This window comes from Sphingobacterium spiritivorum ATCC 33861 (genome assembly GCF_000143765.1).
GTDB lineage: Bacteria > Bacteroidota > Bacteroidia > Sphingobacteriales > Sphingobacteriaceae > Sphingobacterium > Sphingobacterium spiritivorum.
Genome location: NZ_GL379773.1, coordinates 21,321 through 46,677, shown reverse-complemented (window position 1 = coordinate 46,677; position 25,357 = coordinate 21,321). Strand labels below are relative to the sequence as shown.

The window sequence follows — 25,357 nt, the reverse complement described above, 5'->3', positions numbered from 1 at the left end:
TACTTTTGATTAAAACAATAAATTTATGGCAGCTAAGACAAAAAGTAAATCAGGTCAGTTTGAAGCCAGAGTAGTCGAAAAGATCTATTTGACTCCCCATCTGATCCGGATTATTTTAACATCAGAAGACGTTCCTTTATATGCAGATGCGACAATAGGCGTTAATAACAAAATCTTAATTCCTCCTGCCGGAGTCGATGAGATCCATTTTCCGACATTTGATTTTGAGACCGGAAAGTGGTTGTATCCCGCCCCTGAAGTAGCCCCGGTTGTACGAACGTATACCCACCGGGCGATTGATGTGGAAAAGAAACAACTGGTGATCGATTTTGTAGCACACGGAGAAGCTGGCCCCGCGTCCAGATGGGCTATTCACGCCCAAAAAGGAGATTTGCTGGGTATTATGATGCATATGGATCCTTCTGTTCTTTATGCAGAGGCAGACTGGTATTTTCTGATCGGAGACGCAACAGCTATTCCGGTTATATCCGCTATTCTGGAAGATCTGCCTGCTAATGCACATGCAGAAGTACTTCTGGAAGTACATGGCAAAGAAGATGAAATCGAACCTGAAACTAATGCGTCATACCGCATCCACTGGCTACACAATATAAATCCCGAAAAGAGCAGTGATCTGGCTTCCTTTGCAAGGAGTATTGAAATACCACAGGACGTGCGCAAATTCGCTTATGTTGCAACGGAATACCGTACCGTAAAAGAGCTGCGCAATTATTTCCGAAAAGAACTGGAATGGACCAAAGATGAACTGTATGCGTATTCCTACTGGAAAGCAGGACAGACGGAAGACGGGTCTGCCGCAGACCGACATGAGGAAAGCTACGGTAAGCAATCCAATTAATGTAAAACAAAAGGCCCGGATTTCTTTCGAATCCGGGCCCTTTTCAATTGCATGCAATTGAGATTTGCTGCATCTTATTTCTGTGGCATATGTTTACTCAATTCGGCCATATCTAATCCCAGTCCCTGTGCCACTCCTATACCAAGGTTGATATCTGCTCTGAACCAATGACACAATTGACGGTTGATGATTTCCATCTTTTTAGGCCCTTCAATACCTGACATTGCACCCACAATATTATTGATCAGATGCTGTTTTTGTTCAGCATCTAACAGTCTGTAAAGATCTCCCGGTTGTGTATAATGATCGTCTTCTCCAGGAGCATTACGATCATAATGATCACCTATAGTACTGTCTAACTGGATTGCAGGTTCTTTGTAACTTTGATCTTCATAATGACCGTCAAAACTATTCGGGTAATAATTCGGGTCTGATCCGCTGTTTCCATTGACCGTCATCAGTCCATCTCTTTGATAGTTTGTCACCATAAAAGGACATCTGTTTACCGGAATTTGTTCGTAGTTTCCTCCCAGGCGATACCGTTGAGCATCGGGATACGACAGGATTCGTCCCTGCAGCATTTTATCCGGCGAAAAGCTGATACCGTCAACCACATGTGCCGGAGCAAAAGCAGCTTGTTCCACATGAGCAAAATAGTTGTCCGGATTTTCATTTAACTCCATTACACCGACTTCTATAAGCGGATATTCTTTCTGAGACCATACTTTTGTCAGGTCAAAAGGATTCCATCGGAATGTTTTGGTTTGCTCTACAGTCATGACCTGTATATATAGTTTCCATTTCGGGAAGTTACCGCTGTCTATCGCTTCCACCAGATCGCGCTGTGCATAGTCCGGATCTTCACGTCTCATGTCGGCGGCTTCAGCATCGGTCAGATTCTTGATGCCTTGCTCTGTACGGAAATGATATTTTACATAAACCAATTCATTATTGGCATTGATCATTGAGAAAGTGTGGCTTCCAAACCCGTGCATATGACGGTATCCGTAAGGTGTTCCTCTATCTGACATCAGAATAGTAACCTGATGCAAAGATTCCGGATTTAAGGACCAGAAATCCCACATCATTGTCGGAGATTTACAGTTGGTATACGGATCACGTTTTTGTGTATGGATAAAGTCAGGGAATTTTTTTGCATCCTTTACAAAGAATACAGGAGTATTGTTACCTACTAAATCATAATTTCCGTCTTCTGTATAGAATTTAACCGCAAATCCGCGGGGATCACGCTCAGAATCAGCAGATCCTTTTTCGCCCCCGACTGTAGAAAAGCGAATAAATAATCTCGTCTGTTTACCGACCTCATTCAAAAATTTTGCACGTGTATATTGCGTAATATCATTGGTCACGGTAAATGTACCATAAGCACCCGAACCTTTGGCGTGCACAATTCTTTCCGGTATGCGCTCTCTGTTAAAATGCGCCAATTTCTCATGCAGAAAGTAATCCTGCAATAAAACCGGGCCCCGTGGGCCGGCTGTCATTGTGTCTTCATAATTTACTACAGGGGCACCGGATGCAGTTGTAATTTTCTTTTTATTTTCTTCCATAACCTTAATTATTATACATTTCTCTCTTTAGTTTACTCTTCAAAAGTAGGGACATCTATTAGATATAACACATTCTAAAAAATAATGTGTTATAAATAAATTCTATATAATTAATCAGATCCTATATATTATATTTATGTATTTTTTCTCCGGAAAAACTGTATTTTACGGTTTTGTTTTACTTACTACCAAATGAAGTTTACCAACCTAATAGGGGCATTGTTGTTGCCCGCATGTTTAATTGCACAGCAAGAGCCAAAGCCATATGGTGCTATCCCTTCGGAGAGACAATTGAAATGGCATGAAATGGAGATGTATAGTTTAGTACATTTTACGCCTACAACTTTCCAGAATAAGGAATGGGGATACGGAGATGCACCAACTTCTCTGTTTAATCCCTCAGATTTCAGTGCCGATCAGATTGCTCAGGCCGCTGCCAGTGCCGGATTCAAAGGGCTTATCAGTGTGGCCAAGCATCATGATGGTTTCTGTCTGTGGCCTACTGCTACTACAACATATAATATAGCTTCTACACCCTGGAAGAACGGGAAAGGGGATATGGTCAAAGAATTTATGAATGCGACTCATCGCGCAGGAATGAAATTTGGAGTATATCTGTCTGCCTGGGATCGTAACGATACCCGCTATGGTACTCCGGCATACGCTGATGCCTATCGTGAGCAACTCCGTGAATTGATGTCCAATTATGGTGAACTGTTTACCTCATGGCATGACGGAGCAAATGGTGGCGACGGTTATTATGGTGGCAGGAATGAGAAAAGAGTCGTCGATCGTACTACCTATTATGCCTGGGAAGAAAAAACATGGCCTATCGTACGTAAGCTGCAGCCCATGGCTATGATATTCAGTGATGTAGGTCCGGATATGAGATGGGTGGGCAATGAACATGGATTTGCAGCAGAAACTAGCTGGGCGACTATTACACCTAAAAGTCTGGATGGGAAAAAACCTGTACCCGGAGTCGTAGATGACAGCAATCTGCCTACCGGAGATCGGGATGGTAAATACTGGATTCCGGCAGAATGCGATGTGCCTCAGCGACCGGGATGGTTTTATCATGCGGATCAGAATGATAAAGTCAAGACGCCTAATCAGCTTTTTGAGATTTATCTGAAAAGTGTAGGGCGCGGTGCAAATATGAATTTGGGTCTGGCTCCTATGCCGTCCGGACAGCTTCATGAAAATGATGTCCGTTCATTGGCGGCTTTCGGCAAGAAGATAACAGAAACGTTTCATCATAATCTGATTCAGGGAGCAAAACTAAAGGCATCCAACGTACGGGGAAAAGCTAAGTTGTTTAAACCGGAGAATGTACTGGATAATGACCGTTACAGCTACTGGGCAACAGAGGACAATGTGCATAACCCTACTCTGGAGATCGAATTGCAAGGTGAAAAGGAGTTTAATCTGATTCGTCTGCGTGAAAATATTAAATTGGGGCAGCGGGTGGATAGTGTGTTTATTGAAGTGTGGGCACAGAATAAATGGACTCCACTTGCCAGAGCGACCAGTATAGGATCGACGCGTTTAATCAAACTGGACAAGCCGGTCAAAGCCGGCAAACTCAGATTACATCTGTATGCTCCTGTCGCTCCCGCGCTGAGTGATTTTGGATTGTTCAAAGAATTTGATGAACCGTTTACATTGTCAGCGGCGGCTGTTAAAACGCTTTCCGCTACACAATACACTGTTCATCCTGCTGCAGGACTGGATAAAGCTTTTGATGGTAATCCGCAGACATTTGGCGTAACCAAAGACGCTGATAAAGGAATAATATTTGAAGTAAATGCTGCCTTATCCGGATTGGGGTATCTTCCGAGACAGGATGGCAGTACAGAAGGGTTACCGACTAAATATGAGATTTATACAAGTGATAATAATAAGGACTGGAAACTAATCCAAAGCGGAGAATTTGCGAATATCAAAGCGAATCCGATTCTGCAAAAGATATTTTTTGATAAACCTGTACACACGAAATATCTTAAATTTATACCTAAAGAAACGTTAGGTAATACATTTTCAGCAGCAGGATTTGAATTGTATACTCCATAAGGTGTACCTGTAGTACACTGACAAAAAAGATACCCTTGCCGATTGCTCACCTTCAGCGGTCAGCAAGGGTACTTCATAACTATTATATGCTCATGAGAAAAAAAATCCTTATTCTGGCCTGTACATTTTTAACTGGTTTTTCAACTGTTGTTGCACAATCCAATTCCTTAAAACTATGGTATGATAAGGCTGCAAAGAGATGGGAAGAAACATTACCATTAGGAAACGGATTGATTGGTATGATGCCTGATGGTGGAGTTCAGAAGGAGAAGATTGTACTCAATGAGATATCCATGTGGTCCGGAAGTGAAGAAGATCCCAACAATTACACAGCTTATAAGAGTGTGGGGGAAATTCAAAAGTTGTTGTTCGAGGGCAAAAATGATGAGGCTGAACGACTCGTCAATAAGAATTTTGTAACCAGTGGCAAAGGAAGCGGACACGGGAATGGGGCAAATGTACCTTTTGGATGTTATCAGAATCTTGGATTTTTAAATCTGCAATTTACGGGGACTAATCAGCCCACAGGCTATGAAAGATCCCTTGATCTTAAAGATGCTGTAGCGCGGACTCACTTTACCATCAACGGCGTAAAATATACCCGTGAATATTTTACATCCTATGATCAGAATGTGGGTGTAGTACGCCTTACGTCAAGTAAAAAAGGAGCATTAAATTTTTCTGCATCGCTAAGCAGAGAGGAACGGGCACGGTATACTTCAAAAGGTAATGAATTTTCCATGTCAGGAGTATTGCCCGATGGAAAGGGAGGTGACGGAATTTCTTTTTCATCCAAAATCAGGATATTCCACAGAGGAGGAAAAGTCGCAGCTTCGGATACAGCACTGACTGTTTCTAAAGCCTCAGAAGTATTGATCTTCTTTGCGGCAGCAACGAGTTACTTTCATCCTGACCCTCAGCAATACGTAAATGAGCAATTGAAACTGGCGTATGATACACCTTACCCGCAACTCTTCAAGCAGCATCTCTCCCGATATGAATCTGTTTTTAACCGTGTAGATTTACAGCTGGAAGATGATATTGATAAGTCTGACATAACCACAGATAAACGTCTCAGAGCCTTTTATGATAATCCTGCACAGGATAACGGACTGGCAGCCCTGTATTATCAGTTTGGGAGGTATCTTAATATTTCAAGTACTGCACCGGATGTAAAAGGAGCACTTCCTCCCAATTTGCAGGGCCTGTGGGCACATCAGATACAGACCCCATGGAATGGAGATTATCACCTCAACATTAATGCACAGATGAATCACTGGGGGGTGGAAGTCAATAATCTTTCGGAGTATCATACTCCCTTTATAGAGCTGATCAAAAAAATCGCAAAAACAGGAGAGAAAACAGCCAGAGCCTATTACAATGCTCCGGGATGGGTGGTGTATATGATGACAAATGTATGGGGATATTCTGCTCCCGGAGAACAGGCTTCCTGGGGGGCAAGTACGGCCTCCGGCTGGTTATGTAATCACTTGTGGGAGCATTATCAGTTTACTAAAGACAGTGTATATCTCAAAGAGGTATATCCGGTTATGCAGGGTGCGGCCCGTTTTTATGCACATACCATGGTGACAGATCCCAAAACCGGATGGCTCGTAACCTCACCTTCCGTATCTCCTGAAAATGCTTTTCGGATGAAAAACGGAAAAACTGCTGCTGTAGTGATGGGGCCGGCTATAGACAATCAGATAGTCAGAGAACTATATAAGAATCTTATAGACGCAGATAGTATTTTAGGTCAGCATAATACTTTCACAGATACGCTGCGTACGCAGATTCAGCAACTTGCACCCCCCGTATTGATTAGTAAGAGTGGCAGAGTACAGGAATGGCTGGAAGATTATGAAGAAGTAGAGCCGCAGCATAGACATGTTTCACATCTATATGGGTTGTATCCGGCCAATTTTATATCACCACAAATCACTCCTCAATATGTGGATGCAGCTAAAAAGACACTTACTGTAAGAGGAGACGAGGGGACAGGATGGTCGAGAGCATGGAAGATTTTGTTCTGGGCAAGATTGCAGGATGGAAACCATTCTCTGGAGATCCTCAGACAATTGTTGAAACCTGCCTATCGTGATGATACGGATTACCGTGCCGGTGGCGGGACCTATCCAAACCTCTTTTGTGCACATCCGCCCTTTCAGATCGATGGTAATTTCGGAGGATCGGCAGGGATTGCTGAAATGTTGATCCAAAGCCACTCCGGATTTATTCATTTATTGCCCGCTTTGCCTTCCGCATGGAAAAGCGGACAGGTGAAAGGTCTCAAAGCGAGAGGCGGTCATACTATAGATATGATCTGGAAAGACGGACGCGTCCTGGAATATAAAATCACGGGAGGAACAGGATATACACTTGTATTGGTCAATGATGTGGTCGTGCAGCACAAACTGGATTAATAAAGGGAGGAAGGCTGATTTCCGTTTTGCCGGTAAGGCGTAAAGGTATGACTGACTGCTGAATTCCTCCTCATTTTGTATATTTAGTAACAGTACAGGTTTTGTTCCTGATTTGCGATAGCATAAATTTATAACCAAGTATGAAAAAATATCTTTTCTGTATTCTTCTTATAACGGGATTGTTATCCTGTACTTCCAATCCTAAAGATAAGCCTAAAACGGGAGGTGTTATCAAATATAAAATCACAGGAAAGGTCGCTTTTAATGAAGGACAGCAGGTATATCTGCAGAATCATGACAATCAGTTGCAACAATTTCAGAAGACAACTATTCAAAACGGGATATTTGAGCTGGAGGGAGAATTGGCCAGTGATGGTATTTATGATCTGATAGTGCGCGCAGATAAGGGAGAAGGGATCAAGCCCTTCAAATATGTATTACCTGTGTTTTTAGAGAATGATTGTACTTATGATTTTGAAGTGATCCGTTATAAGGACAAAAATATCATTCAGGAAGCAGCTATAAAGACAACTTCGCAGGCATCAAATGATCTTTTTGCATTTAATGAGGCTGTAGAAGGAAAACAAGCCGAATTAAAGCAGAAAATTAATAGTCTTTCGAATGAAAGAAATCAGTTAAACGAATTATTGCTGACGCTGGGGCCGGGACAAGATGCGGCGTATGGGCGTGCAGTAGACCGTATGCATGCAGCGCAGGCCGAAAGCAGGGCATTAGCTGCACTGGATCCTAAAATTGAGGTCAGTGCAGCTTTTGTAGTCAATCCGGTACATCGTGCCTCTTTAATGACACCTTATCTTTTTCGGTTTATAACAATCAGAGAGGATAATTATGCGAAATATGCTGCAGTCCTGGATAGTCTGGAACCCGTTATCCAGCAGCATCCGCTGACGCTGGCTGCACGGGAAAAAGTAGACCGTGTAAAGGATTTCTATGAAAATATGCCGGCCTTCCCGAATATTACACCACGTAACGTACAAGGTGATTCTCTGCATTTATCCCGGTTTAATAAAGATAAATTACTGATTGTAGCGGTATGGTCCAGTAAAGACAGGTTTTCCAGGATGGATATTCCGGAATTGCTCCGTAAAGAATCTCAGTTGAAAGCACTTGGTGTACCTGTTATCTATCTGTCTGTAGAAAAGCAATTTGAAGAATGGCAAAAGGGAAGTAAGACTTTAGGAATGGGGCTGAATAATTATCTGTTGAATGTAACAGATAAAGATTTTATCATTAATAATTATAATGTAACTCAGTTTCCCGCATATCTATGGGTAAATCCCGCAACTTTGAAAGTGGTGAATCTAAGAGGAGCAGATCCGGCTACCCCGGAATTTATGACAACACTGAAAAAGGAACTTCAAAAAATGTAAAGCTATTAGCTTTACATTTTTTGCTTAAAAAAAACCTTATATTTGGACAAATGAGCAATATTAGTTTTGTTATAGGTAAAAAATGAGAATTGTCCAGTTTACAGTTCCGGTTCCGGATCAGGGTTCTGTTTGTGTTCAGGAAGATATTCTGCCTGAATTTTATGGAAATTATCATAGACACAAAGAAATCCAGCTAACCTATATTCTGAAAGGGAAAGGTACTTTTCTGATCGGGAATTTCTCCCATCATTTTCAGGAGGATGAGATCTTTATTGTAGATGCTGATGAACCGCATATGTTCAAGAAAGCCGATATGGTGTCCGAACAGGCCAATGAGAACGGCATCCATGCGATTCATATCTTTTTTGATTACCATAATTTTACAAGTTTTCTGAATCTTTCCGAATTTGATAGTGTAAAGTCATTTCTGGAACATATACAGGGCAGTAAAAAACTAACGGCTGACTATGCTGTCCATCTGAAATCCAGATTTCTGGATATCAATGCTGCGGAGGGCACCTCGAGGCTTTTACAATTTTTGGATCTTGTGGATTATCTGAGCAAAAAGATAGAGCTGTGGACCTCCCTCTACACCGGAATTCCACAGAAAAAATATTCGGATGCGGAAGGAATACGTATCAATGATATCTTTCAGTATACCTTTAAGCATTTTGCAGAGAAGATCTCTCTGGAACAGATTTCCTCTATCGCGCATATGACTCCACATGCTTTTTGTAAGTATTTCAAAAAACATACACGTAAGACATATGTAACTTTTCTAAATGAAATCCGAATAGAGCAAGCCTGTAAATTACTGATCAACGGACTGTCTGAGAATGTGGCCGATATCGCTTTCCGTACCGGATTTAATAATGTTGTGAATTTCAACAGAGTATTTAAGAAAGTAACCAAATTATCACCAAGTGACTATCTGACTACCTATAAAGCCAAAGGATTATAAACAACTAAGTAACATGTATATATTAAGAGCCTTCTTATTATTGGCTATCCTGTCAATTGTTAACCTCTCCTCTGCTCAGCAATACAGGATCGATACGTTACAATATCAGGGCACTAATAAGCATATTGTGAACATGGTTATTCTGGCAGATGGTTATACTGCAGCTGAGCTGGATTATTTTGTGGAAGACGCCAGGAGATTTAACAGCTATTTTTTCAATACAGAACCCTTTCGTCAATATACCAGTTACTTTAATGTGTTTGCGATCCGCACACCTTCGGAAGAATCGGGAGCTATTCACAAGGGAGTGAGCAATGATTGCCCGAAAGAAGACCACGGACATGGAAATATGCCCGTTCGTTTCAATCAGTATACCAGAAATACAAATGTTCCTGCCTCCAATCCGAAAACGATCTTTGGAAGCAGTTTTGATAATATGGGATTACATCGTTTGGTCATACCACATCATGAAGAGGCTATTCAAAAAGTATTGAAAGACCATATTCCAAATTACTCTCAGGTTGTGATTCTGGTAAATTCACCTTACTACGGAGGGTCGGGAGGAAAATATGCAACTGCTACAGTCAATGCCGCAAGTAATGATATTGCCGTACATGAGATAGGCCATTCCTTTGCTGTGCTGGCAGATGAATACTGGGCCGGAAACCAATACGCTATAGAAAGCCCGAATCGTTCTCAGGAAGGGAATCCTACTAAAGTAAGATGGAAAAACTGGATCGGTACAAATGGAATTGGGGTGTATGCGTACGGATCTAAAGCTTCGCCCTCAACATGGTTCAGACCACATGAATTTTGTAAGATGCAATATCTTGTAGCGCCATTTTGTAATGTTTGTCAGGAGGCATTTGTCGAAACCATTCATAAACTCACTAATCCTATCAAAAATACTTCTCCCCGAACTACGCAGGTACTGTCTGCGGATACTGTCAATAAATTTTCACTAAGTCTGATCAGGCCTTCTCCTAATACACTTGATGTAAAATGGATATTAAACGGAGAGCAGATAGATGCGGATAAGGAAGCGATCCATATCAATAGGGGAATGTTTCATGCCGGTACGAATGAACTCAAAGCTGTCGTGTATGACAATACGAAATTGGTGAGAACAGAAGAACATGCCAAACATATATACACTGCGGTCTGGAGTATACATGCCGAAAAAGAAACTGTGCTGACAGCGCCTGTATCTACCTGGGGAGACACATTGGAAACATGCTTCAATGGTTATCAGTCACTCTCGGTCAAAAATCCTCAAGCCGGGATTGCCTATCAGTGGTATGAAGTGCCCTACGGTGGAGAACTTTTGCGGTCTACCGCGAATTTTGTTGTTCCGCGTTCAAAAGAAAGTAAAACGTATTATGTGGAGAGTACATGGAAGGGGCAGGTATCTGCCCGTACAGCTGTGACTGTGCGAATACTTCCTGCAATAGATCCGCCGGGGAAAGTGGTCATTAAAAAAATAAAAGAGTCGGGTAAGGTATTGCTCCTCGTAGATGAAAAAGATGATGAACGATATAACTATATCTGGAGTTACGAAGACGGTAAACCCTTATATGAATTTGATGAATTGGGTGGCGAATTTGTAAGGCCAACAGGAAAGAATAATACACTGACCATCAAACAGCCTCATAAGCCGTTGCGCATATTTGTACAAAAGGTAGATAAAGAGACAACCTGTGTAAGTGAGCGGTTGCAGATAGTAGTCAGATAACATAAAAAAGAGCAGTCATTGACTGCTCTTTTTTATGTTAGAGGCTTATATTAACTTTTTTAATAACGTGTTCCAGCCTGCCAGATCACTTACTATTCTTTCCAGATCAGCAATGGCTACACGCTCCTGCTTCATAGTATCGCGATCACGGATCGTAACGGTATTATCTTCCAGAGACTGATGATCTACTGTGATACAAAAAGGTGTACCGATAGCATCCTGACGACGGTAGCGTTTACCAATAGCATCTTTTTCATCATATTGTACATTGTAATCCAGTTTTAAAGTAGCCATGATCTCACGTGCTTTTTCCGGAAGACCATCTTTTTTGGTCAACGGTAAAATAGCTGCTTTAACAGGAGCAAGAGCCGGCGGGAATTTCAATACTACACGGGAATCCTGCTTTTCATCTGTAGAAAGATCTTCCTGTACCAGTGAATTACACAATACAGTAAGGAATAAGCGGTCAAGTCCTATAGAGGTCTCGATCACATATGGAATATAGTTTTGATTGATCTCCGTATCGAAATATTGCATTTTCTTTTTAGAAAATTCCTGATGTTGTTTCAGGTCAAAGTCTGTACGGGAATGTATACCCTCTACTTCTTTAAAGCCAAACGGAAAATTAAACTCAATATCTACTGCAGCATTTGCATAATGTGCTAATTTATCGTGGTCATGGTAGCGGTAGTTGTCCGGATTAAAACCAAGCGCTAAATGCCACTTCAGACGTGTTTCTTTCCATTTGTTGTACCATTCCATTTCAGTTCCCGGTCTGCAGAAAAACTGCATCTCCATTTGTTCAAATTCACGCATACGCATGATAAACTGACGGGCGATCACTTCATTACGGAAAGCTTTACCAATCTGAGCAATACCGAACGGAATCTTCATACGACCTGTTTTTTGTACATTAAGGAAGTTCACAAAGATACCCTGAGCAGTCTCAGGACGCAGGTATACCTGCTCTGCACCATCAGCCATAGCGCCCATCTGAGTCGCAAACATCAGATTGAACTGACGTACTTCAGTCCAGTTTTTGGTTCCGGATACCGGACATACAATATTATGTTCTTCGATGATGGTTTTCAATCCTGCCAGATCATCAGCATTCAATGCTTTGTTCAGATCCGCTAATAAAGCAGCTGCTTTATCTGTTTTTCCGTCAGCTTCGTAACGAGCTATTTTATCCTCGATCAACTGATCCGCGCGGTAACGCTTTTTCGAATCCTTATTGTCGATCATAGGATCATTAAATCCATCTACGTGACCGGAAGCTTTCCATGTCGTCGGGTGCATGAAAATGGCGGCATCAATACCGACAATATTTTCATTCAACTGCACCATAGATTTCCACCAGTACGTCTTCAGGTTATTCTTTAATTCAGACCCTAACTGGCCGTAATCGTATACAGCGCTAAGGCCATCATATATTTCGCTTGATTGGAATACAAAACCGTATTCCTTCGCGTGTGATACTACACTTTTAAAAAAATCGTCAGTCTGTTTGCTCATAAGAGGCGAATATAAGAAATATTTGATACTTAGTATTCAGATAATATCAGAGTTAGACTTAGGATGTTGTTGCTTCTGTAGGATAGCAGCATCCGTGTTGTCCCCCTGTATCTTTATTATTTGGCGTAAAGATCCCGGATCTGTTGCGAAGCATTTTTGTTATCTACCTTTTTGATGATATGTTCAATATTTCCTTTTTCATCAATAACAAAGGTTGTACGGGCCGTCCCCATATATTTTTTACCGTACATGTTCTTCTCTACCCATACCCCGTATTTTTCTACCAGGCTCTTATCCTCATCTACCAATAATTGAAAAGGAAGCTCATGTTTAGCTGTAAATTTCTGGTGTGAAGACTCCGTATCAATACTGACGCCGAGGATTTCAAAACCCTCTTTTTTCAGTGACTGATAATTATCCCTGAAGTTGCAGGCTTCTGTTGTACAACCAGGAGTATTGTCTTTTGGGTAGAAGTATAAAATGACTTTCTTCCCTTTGAAATCCGAAAGATGAACTGTTTCTCCGTTTTGGTTTCTGGCACTGAAATCCGGTGCTTTGTTTCCTGTTTCAAGTGTTGACATATGTGAAAAATTTAAGAGTTAAATGTAAATAATATAATGCTGATCCACGAATAATGCCGGAATATTATGCTTCTTATTCCGGGACATAGAAGTTCTTTCTCTTTGCTTATTTAGTAAAAGTCGCTTCGTATATTTTTGTGTTATCTTTCATGTCTTTTACTTCCAGTCTGAAGGTATGTTTACCTTTAGACAGCGAGGGTTCAAATGTGTGCCATACATGACGATTTTTAGGATCATATTCCATCAGTACCCATTTGTCGTCAATATAAGCGTTGAAAGTCTGTATACCGGACAGATTATCTGATATGGTAAAATCTATCTTAGATTGATTTGCGAGATTTTTACCGTTTGTCAGATTTCGTGCCGTGATGACCGGAGCCACCGTATCTACAGCAATATAGTAGCTTCCCATATCACGAAGTGAAGTTACAACCCAGCCATTTTCATAGCGTCCTCCTTTGGACCGGCCCCTTTCATCAACAATTATAGCTTTACTCTGTAATGAAACCGGTAGAGTAGCATCCGGTTTGATACTCAATTTATAATTGTCCAGCAACGGGACCATATCGTTGTGTACACGCTGCAGAGTAGAATATCCTCCTCTTGGCTTTGCTCCCTGAGAATAGTTCAGATAAAGATCATTATAGAGCACTCCCTTAGGAACAGTTATACGGACATTGTCCGCCGCATAATTGTTTTCCTGACCGTATTTGAATACAGTTGTCCCGGTCTGCGGTTTACGGCTGATATTGAACGTGGGGTTTTGCTGTACATTAAAACTGATCCTGCTGGTATTACCATGCACATCTTTGACTATATAATCAACTTTATGCACATTGTTATCCTTTAATTCGATAAAGCCCAGATTATTCAACTGCTTGTAGATCGGTGCGGTATTATTCGGATCCTTAAAGCTTTTTTGAATTTTTGCCTGCGTCTTCATAAAATAGGGGTAATCTATATAGGAATTGAGCGCCCGGGAAGTTGCAAACGATAATTCCTCAAAGACGATCGTACTTACAGGAGCATCATCCAGCAAGAGTTCAATGGAATATACACCAAAACTAAAATTAGTTCCTGAATGTCTGTCAATCGTATTGATGCCCAATCCGAATTTTCCATTAACCGGTATAGGAGCACCTCCTGCTAAACCGTAAGTGCCACTTCCGATAGTTTTTATACCCTGATGCCTGCGCGGAGTATTTTCATCAAATACATCATTCCCTATATCGTACACTGTAATTCCACGGATTACGGGAGATACATTATCTTCAAAGTATAAGCCAAAGAGTTGCGAGTTGAGCGGGTTTTGGGTTTTGGTATCTCTTATTTCGAAATGAAGATGAGGTCCGCCTGATCCTCCGGTATTGCCGGATTTACCTAGAAGCTGTCCCTTTTTCATGACAACCTTATTGCGGGGGAGGTCTATATCCACATCAAAGCTTTTCTTTTTATACTGTTCGGCTTTAACAATTTCACTTAGCTGATCATTGAAGCTGTCCATATGCAGATATACAGATGTATACCCGTTGGGATGATCAACATAAACCGAGTTGCCGCCTCCGCCGATCTGTACACGGACTCTCGATACGTAGCCTTCGGCGGCACTATAAATCGGGATTCCGATTCGCTGTTGTGTCCTGTAATCGTTTCCGGCGTGAAAATGGGTTCCTCTTAGTTCTCCGAATCCTCCCGAAGCCTGCGGAGTAATATCCATAGGCTGTCTGAAATAATTCTGCGGATATGTTCGGGATTTGATAATATTTTGAGCAGATACAGACGTTGCTGTCAATGCCAGTATCCCCAGATATATACTTAGTTTCTTCATTTAAATTATTTAATCTGACAGGTAAACATGCTTTTTTCTTCCATAAATCCTTCAAGTCGATCTCCGATGGAGACCGGCCCTACTCCTGCAGGCGTTCCTGTATAGATAAAATCTCCTTTACGCAAAGTAATGTATTGTGATATAAAGACGATCAGCTGGTCATAGGAAAAGATCATATCTTTCGTATGTCCGGATTGCACAATTTCTTTGTTTTTCTGCAGACTGAAGCTGAGTTGAGCAGGGTCTGAAAATGTGTCCTTCAGGATAAAAGGGCTTATGACTGCCGAACCATCAAAGGATTTGGCCAGTTCCCAGGGTAGTCCCTTTTCTTTATGTTGCTGCTGTATATCCCGTGCAGTAAAGTCAATACCAAGACCGATTGCATCATAATATGTATGCGCAAATTTTGGAGATACATGTTTGCCTTCTTTGCATATACGAAGTACAACCTCGACTTCGTAATGAATATCTTTGGAAAACTCGGGATAGTAAAAATCCTTGTTGTCTTTTAACAGTGCTGTATCCGGTTTCATAAAGATGACAGGAGTTTTCGGTACAGGATTATTGAGTTCTTTGGCATGGTCAATGTAATTGCGACCTACGGCTATTATCTTCATATCAATTGAGGTATAGTGCTAAAGTGTTAATGTGCGTATACTCAACAAACTTACCCAAACTTGCTTTTTTTCACAAGTATTAGTTTTGTTATGTAGACAGAAGTCTTTTATCCGGAGGGAAGACTTAAATATCAAATCTTTAGTTTACCGGATCAAAAACTTTAGCTTTGTATCATGAACAAATTTAAAGCTGTATTTTTTGATCTGGACGGGACACTTATAGATTCGGAGTATTTTTATTTCCAAAACTGGCAACCTATTCTGGCGGAGGATTTTGCTATCCATATTAATTTTGAAGACTGGATTGTACATTTTGCGGGTCACACTTTAGCAGTCAATATTGAGACAATGAAAAGAGTGTGGAATGTAGATACAACAGATGAATATATGTGGAAACGTACCAGAGCGGCTTATGCACAATCGGATATGCGGACTATTGCACTGATGCCATATGCAAAGGAAATACTGGAACATCTGAAAGCGCATCAGGTCAAAATCGGATTGGTTACTTCAAGTTATCAGACTACTGTCGATACGGTACTGGGCCACCATGATCTGCTCTCCTACTTTTCGCTGATTGTGACGAGAGACCATGTACAGTCACCAAAACCTGATCCTGAACCCTATCTTCTTGCCGCTAAGCAATCCGGATTAAACCCGAAAGATTGTGTAGCCATTGAAGATACTATTACAGGAACGAAAGCAGCTAAGGCTGCCGGTTTGTATTGTATAGGAGTTACCAAACAACCAGTAGAACGGGAAAAACTAATTATTGCTGATCAATTGTTCACAGATCTGCAGGAGGTCTGGGACCACCTTAAAAATAACATCTCATAAAATAATCCAGAATGTCTTGAAATTATTACTGGCTTTAATCGATTTAGCTTTTTGATTTTTGTTAGAATATTTCTAATATTACAAATTATAAACATCATGTTATGAACCGAAGGACTGCGGTAAAACAACTTTTTATTATTGCTGGAGGGCTTGCGTTATTGCCTTCCTGCCTGCGGGAGCAGGGTGGAACGTCTATAGATCTGCATACCATCAGGTTATCTGCTAAGGATGAAGAATTTCTGGCTAATCTGGTAGATGTACTTATTCCTGAGACAGATTCTCCTGGAGGTAAAAAGTTAAATCTTCACCTTTTTGTAATGAAAATGGTAGATGATTGTCATTCACCTGAAGATCAAAAAGCTTTCCTGGAAGGCCTGGAGAAAAACAGATCTGATCTGGATGGTGCTGCGGCAGATAAGATCGGAGCATATTTCAAGTCGGAAGAAGAAGCAAAGGAAAAGAGTGCTTTTTATAAGATATTCAAAAAAAGAGCTACTCAGGGATATCTCAATTCGGAATATGTCATGAAGAATAAACTAATTTATGAATTAGTTCCCGGCAGGTACAATGGTGCAATGAAAATCAACGCATAATAAAGAATCAAGGAAAATGGCAAATATAAATACGGACAGCGTAAAGAACAGAACATACGATGCTATCGTCATTGGTTCGGGAATAAGTGGTGGTTGGGCTGCAAAGGAGCTTTGTGAAAAAGGATTAAAGACTTTGGTATTGGAAAGAGGCCGTGATGTAAAGCATGTCAAGGATTATCCTACCACTAATCTTTATCCCTGGGAATTTGAGCACCGCGGAGAGATGCCGTATAAGGTGCAGCAGGAAAATCCTATTGTTAACCGTTGTTATGCATTTCATGAAGATGCGGCTCACTTTTTCGTAAAAGATCAGGAGCATCCTTATGTACAGGAAAAACCATTCGATTGGATCCGTGGCTATCAGGTTGGTGGAAAATCTCTGCTTTGGGCCAGACAGACACAGCGTTGGTCAGACTTTGATTTTGAAGGACCTGCACGCGATGGGTTTGCTGTTGACTGGCCTATCCGCTATGCAGATCTGAAGCCGTGGTACGATTATGTCGAACGTTTTGCCGGTATTGCCGGAGATAAAGACGGTCTTCCTGAGCTTCCGGATGGTGAGTTTCTTCCGGGATATCCGTTGAATGTGGTGGAGAAATATTTTCAGCAAACAATGAAAAACAAGTATCCCGAACGAAAAGTGATCTCGGCTCGTTGTGCGCATTTATCCAAGCCTAATAAAATTCATCTCGATCAGGGACGTGTACAATGTCAGAATCGTACACTTTGTCAGCGAGGCTGCCCGTTCGGAGGTTATTTTAGTTCTAATGCATCCACACTTCCGTGGGCAGCGAAGACCGGAAATATGACACTCAGACCTTTCTCGGTGGTCCATTCTATTCTGTATGATGATACGAAGGGAAAAGCGGTAGGTGTTAAAGTCATTGATACAGAAACTAAAGAGGAGATGGACTTCTTTGCAAAGGTGATCTTTGTAAATGCTGCGGCATTAAATACGAATCTGATTTTGCTGAATTCCAAATCCAGGCGCTTCGAAAACGGTCTGGGCAATGACAGCGGTGTGTTAGGTAAATATGTTGCTTTTCACAATTACAGCGCACGTATATATGCAGAGTATGAAGGTTTCATGGACTATACTACCGATGGCCGTAATCCTGCCGGAGGAGGATATATTCCTAGATTCCGCAATTTACATAAACAGGAAACAGATTTTCTGAGAGGATATGCAGCAGGATTTGGAGCTTACCGTTCAAAGAGTGCAGATCAGTCCGGATACGGTGAATCTTTCAAAAATAATCTTCTGAATCCAAAGTATGGATTATGGGGCGTAGGATCACATATGATGGGTGAGACGATTCCGAAAGAATCCGGTCAGGTCACACTGGATAGTTCTCAAAAAGATGCCTGGGGAGTTCCGTTGCTGAAAATTGCAGTTGAATATGACGACAATGATGCAAAAATGAAAAAAGACTATCTGGAGCAGATGACAGCAATGTTTGAAGAAGCCGGATTTACCAATATAAAGCAAGACGACCATGGTCAGGCACCCGGACTGGATATACATGAAATGGGAGGAGCGCGTATGGGGAATGATCCTAAAACGTCTGTCCTCAACAAATGGAATCAGATGCACAGCGTTCCGAATGTATTTGTGACAGATGGAGCAGCCATGACTTCTACTTCTACTCAAAATCCTTCCCTAACCTATATGGCCTTCTCTGCCAGAGCGGTTGACTATGCGCTGCAGGAAATGAAGAAGGGAAATATTTAGACTAATGCGAAACCTTTTGTGACAGAATCATATCAGGTTCCTGCCTGAAAACGCTTCCTGTCTCCAGATCTGACACAGATTCTTTAAAATCTACACAAACCCCGTTTTAATATATATTAAGACGGGGTTTTTTGTTGTTTTTACTTATGAAATTTTAATAAGTACTTGTAGCATAGGTTATATGTTATATTAAAAACTGAAAAAAGATCAACGGTTTTTAAGATTTAAATCTTAACTTTAGAATAGCCATATGAAAATAAACCGATTTTAATTTTTTCTTGTATACGTGAATGCTGGTTCTTTTTGCACCACGAAGTAAAACGTTTTAGTAAAAAAGAAAAATCACCTTATAAATTGTAAAAATTACCTGTTCAACATAGAATGATTAAGGAGGTATTGCTGTTGCCCTTTATTGTGTCTATTAGGTAAAACGTTTTAGTAAATTTTAACTAATTATAGATTTTTCAAACATATACTAACTAAACATGAATTATTACATTAAACCTTTACGGCCTGCGGGCCGTCGAGCGAAATGGTGGGTAGTCCCGCTATCCCTGCTCGCATTAAATTATGCTTATGCAACAGACGGTACAGCAGAAAGCCGCTTTGTTCATGACAAAGTAACCTATTTAAACAAATCCGAACAGGAAACAGTAAGCGGAAAAGTAACAGACGCGGAAACAGGTACTCCACTGGCGGGGGTAACCGTCAAACTGAAAGGTTCGGCTGTCGGGACACAAACCGATCAGGATGGTAATTTCAGCCTGGAAGCCAAAGTCGGGAGTACGTTGATCGTTTCCTATATCGGTTTTTCGCCTGTAGAAGTACCTGTCACGGGCACTTCCGGTATCGCTGTCAAACTAAAGCCGGAAAGCGAATCATTAGAGGAAGTCGTAGTAGTAGGGTATGGTACACAGAAAAAGAGTGAAGTAACCTCAGCTGTACAGACAGTAAAGGAAAAAGATTTTAATCAGGGAGGGATGCGTAATCCTATGGAACTGGTGCAGGGAAAAGTAGCAGGTCTTAACATCACCAGAGCACAGGGAAGTAACCCAAACTCGGGAACTTCTGTACAATTGCGGGGTATGGCATCTTTGAAGGGTTCCAATTCGCCTTTGATCGTTATTGACGGTATCCCGGGAGGTAGTCTGGATCTGGTCAAGCAAGGAGACATAGAATCCATAAGTGTGCTCAAGGACGGTTCGGCTGCGGCGATCTACGGTACCCGCGGTAATGGAGGGGTCGTATTAGTTACCACCAAAAAGGGTAAACCCGGAGCTCCTCAGTTTGAATATTTTACCTACGGACAAAAAGAATTTGTCGCCAGTAAACCGAATATGCTGACAGCGGATCAGTTCAGAGAGTATGTAGTCAAAGGTCTTAATCGTCCGCAATCTGATCTCGGAGCCAGTACAGATCTGTTTGACGAGCTGATCGACAAGAATAATTTTTCGAATTTCCATAATTTTATCGCGAGTGGCGGCGGGGACAAATCCAGCTACAGAGCTTCTATCAACTATGAGGATGCGAATGGTATTGCTAAACAGAATGGCAGAAAGCAGTTTGGAGGAAGATTCAGTTTTTCTCAGACAGGATTGAAAGATAGGCTTACCTTTTCCGGAAATATAGCCGCCAATTTTAACAAAGCTAATATGTTGGGAGGTAAAAAGGATGAAGACAGTGAAAATGTACCGGACTTTGAACAGGCTATCCAGCGTAATCCTACCGCACCTATCTATAATCCGGACGGGACATTCTATCAGACGCAGGAATACAACAACTATAATCCTATGAGTCGCCTGGCATATCGTATAGATGAACGGAATCAGCAAACTTTTTCAGGAGATGCAAAATTAAAGCTGAAAATTATTGATCCTTTAAGTGTTTCGGTGTTCGGATCCTATGTCCGTGACAACTGGAATGACAGGCGTTACCGTTCTACCCAGGATTGGGATCAACGTCCCAATACAGATTACAGAGGTACAGCATATGCCTACAAAAGGAATGAACTGAACTGGACCAGAACCATTGAATCTACTATTGACTACAACCAGACCTTTAATGAAAAACATACCATTACCGGATTATTGGGGTATAGTTATCAATATACAGGATATGAGCGTTTTGAAATGTCTAACAACGGATTTACGACCGATGGTTTTCTGGATTGGGATATGAACTCCGGAACGGCTCTTACCAATGCACAGCTTCCGAGACCGACAATGGGATCTTTTAAGGAAGATAATACCCTGGTGGCTTTCTTTGGACGTGTTAATTATAACTATGCGGACCGCTATTTTGTAAGTGCTATTTTGCGCAGAGAAGGTTCGTCCAGATTCGGGGCGAATCATAAGTGGGGTAATTTTCCTGCAATATCAGGAGGATGGACGATCTCAAATGAAAGTTTCTTCGGTAATAAAGAAGTGATCAATGATTTGAAATTAAGGGTTGGTTACGGAGTGACGGGGAATCAGGGTATACCGAATTATCAGTCCATTCTGAGACTGGGTACTGGAGGAGTATATCCGCAGGATGGTATCTATTATCAAACCTATGGCCCTGCCGCTAATCCAAATCCGGATCTGAAATGGGAGCAAAAAGCAGAAACAAATATCGGAGTGGACTTCGGATTTCTGAATAACCGGATCACAGGTTCCATTGATGTATACAACAGAAAAACAAAAGATCTTATTGATGAATACCGGGCACAGCAGCCGGCATATGTACAATCTAAAATATGGTATAATGTCGGGCAGGTGGATAACAAAGGTATTGAGCTGCAATTGTCAGCAACAGCTGTTAAGAAAGAAAACTTCTCCTGGAATGTAGATTTCGCTGGTAATTACCAAAAGAATAAACTGGCAAAGTTGTCGAATGAGATTTTCCAAAGTAACTGGCTGGAATTCGGAGGACTTCCTTCACCGGGAAATCTGGGGAATGCCATACGTCTGGAAGAAGGAGGAGAAGTCGGCTCTTTTTACGGTAAACGATATGCGGGGCTGACAGATGAAGGGAAATGGTTGTTCTATAAAGCTGACGGAAGCACCGGTACAGCTGCAGAGATTACCAATGATGACCTGACCTATATCGGTAATGGTGTTCCTAAGTTCAATGCATCTCTAAGCAACCGCTTTTCGTATAAAGGATTTGACCTCACCGTATTTTTCAGAGGTAAGTTCAAATATGATATTCTGAATACGGCAGATATGTTTTTCGGAAATCAGAAATGGCTGCCGAATAATGTACTGGAAAGTGCTTTTACTAAACATGCCAATATCAAAGACGATCCGCAATATTCGGATTACTATTTAGAGAACGGAAGTTTTGTGAAGCTGGATAATATCACATTGGGCTATAATTTTAAATTGAAGACCGATTATATCCGTAATCTGTATGTATATGTGACAGGTCGCAATATCGCTACGATTACCAGTTATAGTGGTCTTGATCCGGAATTGCAGGATACAGGATTTGCCTCAGGAATAGATTCTAGAGGTTTCTATCCGCGTACTAAATCATGGTCTGTAGGACTTAATGTTGGATTTTAATAGGAAATAATCATGAAATTACTAAAAAATAAATATCTGGCGTCTGCCTTTGGGGTAGGAGTAGCGCTATTCGGATTGCAAGGCTGTACCAATCTGGACGAAAATCTGTACAGTACCTTGAAAGAAGAGAGTTTCTATAAAAATAAACTGGAAGTAATGCAGGCCGCTTTACGTCCGTTTACACATATGCAGGCCTGGCTGGCTCCAACCGGAGGCAACGGTTATTACTATCACTCCGAACTGAGTTCTGATCAACTGGCCTGGCCGCAGAAAGGACGGCACGGATACGATGGCGGAGATCATTTTCGGCAGCATTATCATACCTGGACCATTACTGAAAACAGATTATTAAGCGCATGGGAGCTGCTGTGGGGAGGAGTAGGTTATGTCAATAATGCACTGAGTGATATCTCTGCGCTGGATATCCGGAAAGTAGGGATGACGCAGGAAGAGATGAACTTTGTACTGGCTCAGTTAAAAGTACTTCGTGCATTCCATTACATGAAAATCATGGATATGTGGGGAAATGTTCCTATCGCTCTTGAAGTCTCTCAAAGTCCTTCCAATCTGGCGACTAAACCCCGTAAAGAGGTATTTGATTTTATAAAGAAAGAGCTGGAAGAAAATGTACCCAAACTGCCGCTTACTTCCGGACAGAATATCGGGCAGGTATCTAGGGCTGCCGGATATGCCATGATGGCCGAACTGTATCTCAATGCAGAAAAATGGAGTGGTACCCCTATGTGGGATGAATGTATTGCTGCATGTGATAAGATCATATCCGGACAGGCGGGGGGTATCGGAGGTGCTCCGAAGCTGTCTCCGGATATTAATACATTATTTTCCAATACCAACAGTGCCAATCCGGAATCTTTATTCCAGTTTCAGTATAGCCGGAAAGCCGGATTTACTTTTGACTGGGGAGGATTCTTTATGGGGTATGATTATATGAAAGAAGCATTAGACGTAGGTTATGGAGGCTGGAATGCATTTGTGGTAATACCTACAGCATTCGATGCCTATGCAGCTAATGATATCCGCAGGAAAGACTGGTTCCTGTTTGGACCGCAGTATAAATATGGAACAACTACGCCTGTGTTGGGGACAGAGGAATATTCCGGTAAACCATTATCATTTGTTAATTCTATCCGTAGAGAAAGTGAAGGAGATCTGACCAGTGAAGGAGGAATGGATAAAGGGGAAGAGAATTCGGGAGCACGCTTTAATAAATACAAAAGCGGCCGTCTGAGCGATGTCAACTATCAGGAGAATGATTATATTCTGTATCGCCTTACCGAGATCTATTTTAATAAGGCGGAAGCATTGATGCGCAAAAATAACGGAACGGCAACAACAGAGGCTGTCTCGTTAATCAATGATTCGAGGAAAAGAGCCTTTTCGGCTGCGGATTGGCCTGCAGCTCAGTATTCTGTTGCTACCCTTACATTGGATGAATTGCTGGCTGAGCGGGGAAGAGAATTTATCTTCGAGGGAAAAAGACGTACAGATCTGATACGCTTTGGTAAATATACCACGGCTACCTGGTGGGATCATAAACCTGTAAACGATGCCAGCAGAGAGTTATATCCTGTACCTCAGGCACAACTGGCCATTAATCCCAATCTGCAACAAAATCCGGGATATTAAATAATCCCGGATTTTGTTAAAAAAGATCGGGTACCTGAGCAAATAGCGCAGGTACCCGATTTTAATTTATATTCTTATGCTCAAGTATGCAAAGCATTTGCTGCTCACCTGGAATACGAAGTTGAGACAAACCAGTAATTTTCTTACAAGCTTTTTTCAACAAGTGCCAATGCTTTGTCCAATTGTTCTACCGTAACCGTCAGATGCGGGCGGAAGCGTATACTTTTGTCACCACAACCCAGAATAAGAAGCTTATTGTTCATGGCACGCTTTACGAATTCATCTCTTTGCTGCTCAGTCTGGAAATCAAATGACGCCAGAAGTCCTTTTCCTCTTACATTGGAAAGCTGACTGTGACGCTTAGCGAGCTGTTCCAGTTTTTCCAGTAAATATTCGCCCAGACTTTCGGCCTGTTGAACAAGATTTTCCTGTTCGATGACCTCCAGTATTAATTTGAAGCGCATCATGTCTACAAGATTTCCTCCAAACGTGGAATTAATACGACTGGATTCTTTAAACACATGTTTTTCGACACGGTCAAATTTCTCACGGTGCGCCAGTACGCCACAGACCTGAGATTTTTTTCCAAAGGAGATCAGATCTGGTATAATTCCGTAATGCTCATAGGCCCACATTTTACCCGTCAATGCCAGTCCAGTCTGTACTTCATCCAGAATCAACAAAATATCATGATCATCACATATGCGTCTCAATTCCTGAAAAAATTCCGTACGGAAATGGTTGTCACCGCCTTCAGCCTGTATAGGCTCCAGGATCAGACAGGCTATGGCATCCGGATTTTTAGCGATAGCAGCCTCTATTTCCTGAATAGCCTGTTGCTCTGCTTTTATTGTTTCAGTAACACTTTCTTCTGTTAAAGGAAAGTGAAGTTTGGGATTTGTAATCCTTGGCCAGTCAAATTTCGGGAAATACATGTATTTCCTTGGGTCTTTCGTATTGGTCAGGGATAAAGTATATCCTGTACGTCCATGGAAAGCCTGTTTAAAATGTATAACCTCACTGGCTTCCTGTTGTATACCACGCGAAATATTCAATCTGGTCTTCCAGTCAAAAGCAGCTTTCAGCGCATTTTCAACAGCAAGTGCACCTCCGTCAATGAAAAAGCAATAACTTAATTCCGCAGGGATGGCTACACGCTCGAAGGTATCTACAAAATCTGCAAATTCTCTGGGATAAATGTCCGAAAGTGCCAGCTTATTGATGGCAACTTTTTTTAACAGATCGCTATTCTTAACGATATGCGGATGGTTATAGCCGATAGGCGAAGAGGCAAACATGCTGAACATATCCAGATATTCATTACCCTCGATATCTACGATATAGGAGTCATGTGACTTTTCCAGGTCTATCACTAACGGGAGTCCGTCGGCCAATATATGTTTTGCTAATCTCTCGTGTACTGTCGCTTCTTTTATCATAATCAGTATT

Annotated in this window: 17 protein-coding genes; 11 read left to right on the top strand and 6 right to left on the bottom strand. The window is 41.5% G+C overall.

The window, feature by feature from the left end:
- Positions 1-25: 25 nt before the first annotated feature.
- Positions 26-859 carry a siderophore-interacting protein gene (locus tag HMPREF0766_RS16460; protein ID WP_002999640.1) on the top strand — a complete coding sequence of 278 codons (834 nt, stop codon included), beginning with the start codon at positions 26-28 and terminating at the stop codon, positions 857-859.
- 74 nt (positions 860-933) lie between these two features.
- On the opposite strand, the gene HMPREF0766_RS16455 is transcribed toward HMPREF0766_RS16460, so the two are convergent.
- Complete coding sequence (locus HMPREF0766_RS16455) at positions 934-2,430, bottom strand: catalase (RefSeq protein ID WP_002999635.1); 1,497 nt, start codon at positions 2,428-2,430, stop codon at positions 934-936.
- A 192-nt stretch (positions 2,431-2,622) separates the two neighbouring features.
- Here HMPREF0766_RS16455 and HMPREF0766_RS16450 point away from each other — a divergent pair, with 192 nt between their 5' ends.
- The 5 genes from HMPREF0766_RS16450 to HMPREF0766_RS16430 all read left to right on the top strand — a co-directional run bounded on the left by HMPREF0766_RS16450 (position 2,623) and on the right by HMPREF0766_RS16430 (position 11,010).
- Entirely contained in the window at positions 2,623-4,503 is a 1,881-nt protein-coding gene (locus HMPREF0766_RS16450; RefSeq protein ID WP_002999631.1) for an alpha-L-fucosidase, read from the top strand.
- Between the two features lie 92 nt (positions 4,504-4,595).
- Positions 4,596-6,926, top strand: coding sequence for a glycoside hydrolase family 95 protein (locus HMPREF0766_RS16445; protein ID WP_236590597.1), 2,331 nt, complete (start codon positions 4,596-4,598; stop codon positions 6,924-6,926).
- Between the two features lie 140 nt (positions 6,927-7,066).
- A complete protein-coding gene (locus HMPREF0766_RS16440; RefSeq protein ID WP_002999625.1) occupies positions 7,067-8,317 on the top strand; it encodes a DUF4369 domain-containing protein in 1,251 nt (416 codons plus the stop codon).
- Positions 8,318-8,399: 82 nt separating this feature from the next.
- Positions 8,400-9,278 (top strand): AraC family transcriptional regulator, encoded by an 879-nt coding sequence (locus HMPREF0766_RS16435; RefSeq protein WP_002999622.1) that lies wholly within the window; start codon positions 8,400-8,402, stop codon positions 9,276-9,278.
- 13 nt (positions 9,279-9,291) lie between these two features.
- Positions 9,292-11,010, top strand: a complete 1,719-nt coding sequence (locus tag HMPREF0766_RS16430) for a M64 family metallopeptidase (RefSeq protein ID WP_002999620.1) — start codon at positions 9,292-9,294, stop codon at positions 11,008-11,010.
- A 45-nt stretch (positions 11,011-11,055) separates the two neighbouring features.
- On the opposite strand, the gene HMPREF0766_RS16425 is transcribed toward HMPREF0766_RS16430, so the two are convergent.
- The 4 genes from HMPREF0766_RS16425 to HMPREF0766_RS16410 all read right to left on the bottom strand — a co-directional run bounded on the left by HMPREF0766_RS16425 (position 11,056) and on the right by HMPREF0766_RS16410 (position 15,551).
- Entirely contained in the window at positions 11,056-12,525 is a 1,470-nt protein-coding gene (locus tag HMPREF0766_RS16425; RefSeq protein ID WP_002999617.1) for a glycine--tRNA ligase, read from the bottom strand.
- Positions 12,526-12,641: 116 nt separating this feature from the next.
- Positions 12,642-13,106 carry a thioredoxin-dependent thiol peroxidase gene (gene bcp, locus HMPREF0766_RS16420; protein WP_002999615.1) on the bottom strand — a complete coding sequence of 155 codons (465 nt, stop codon included), beginning with the start codon at positions 13,104-13,106 and terminating at the stop codon, positions 12,642-12,644.
- Positions 13,107-13,212: 106 nt separating this feature from the next.
- Positions 13,213-14,934, bottom strand: coding sequence for a M23 family metallopeptidase (locus HMPREF0766_RS16415; RefSeq protein WP_002999611.1), 1,722 nt, complete (start codon positions 14,932-14,934; stop codon positions 13,213-13,215).
- A 5-nt stretch (positions 14,935-14,939) separates the two neighbouring features.
- Positions 14,940-15,551 carry a fumarylacetoacetate hydrolase family protein gene (locus HMPREF0766_RS16410; RefSeq protein WP_002999609.1) on the bottom strand — a complete coding sequence of 204 codons (612 nt, stop codon included), beginning with the start codon at positions 15,549-15,551 and terminating at the stop codon, positions 14,940-14,942.
- 174 nt (positions 15,552-15,725) lie between these two features.
- Between HMPREF0766_RS16410 and HMPREF0766_RS16405 the strand changes: the two genes are divergently transcribed.
- The 5 genes from HMPREF0766_RS16405 to HMPREF0766_RS16385 all read left to right on the top strand — a co-directional run bounded on the left by HMPREF0766_RS16405 (position 15,726) and on the right by HMPREF0766_RS16385 (position 23,908).
- Positions 15,726-16,388, top strand: coding sequence for an HAD family hydrolase (locus tag HMPREF0766_RS16405; protein ID WP_002999606.1), 663 nt, complete (start codon positions 15,726-15,728; stop codon positions 16,386-16,388).
- Between the two features lie 101 nt (positions 16,389-16,489).
- Positions 16,490-16,981, top strand: coding sequence for a gluconate 2-dehydrogenase subunit 3 family protein (locus HMPREF0766_RS16400; RefSeq protein WP_002999604.1), 492 nt, complete (start codon positions 16,490-16,492; stop codon positions 16,979-16,981).
- A gap of 16 nt (positions 16,982-16,997) precedes the next feature.
- Entirely contained in the window at positions 16,998-18,713 is a 1,716-nt protein-coding gene (locus tag HMPREF0766_RS16395) for a GMC oxidoreductase (RefSeq protein ID WP_002999601.1), read from the top strand.
- Positions 18,714-19,198: 485 nt separating this feature from the next.
- The gene (locus HMPREF0766_RS16390) at positions 19,199-22,261 is read left to right on the top strand and encodes a SusC/RagA family TonB-linked outer membrane protein (protein WP_002999598.1); all 3,063 of its coding nucleotides are present in this window, start codon (positions 19,199-19,201) and stop codon (positions 22,259-22,261) included.
- 12 nt (positions 22,262-22,273) lie between these two features.
- Positions 22,274-23,908 (top strand): RagB/SusD family nutrient uptake outer membrane protein, encoded by a 1,635-nt coding sequence (locus HMPREF0766_RS16385; protein WP_002999596.1) that lies wholly within the window; start codon positions 22,274-22,276, stop codon positions 23,906-23,908.
- Positions 23,909-24,051: 143 nt separating this feature from the next.
- Here HMPREF0766_RS16385 and lat read toward each other — a convergent pair whose 3' ends face one another.
- Positions 24,052-25,347 (bottom strand): L-lysine 6-transaminase, encoded by a 1,296-nt coding sequence (lat, locus tag HMPREF0766_RS16380; RefSeq protein ID WP_002999593.1) that lies wholly within the window; start codon positions 25,345-25,347, stop codon positions 24,052-24,054.
- Between the last annotated feature and the right edge of the window lie 10 nt (positions 25,348-25,357).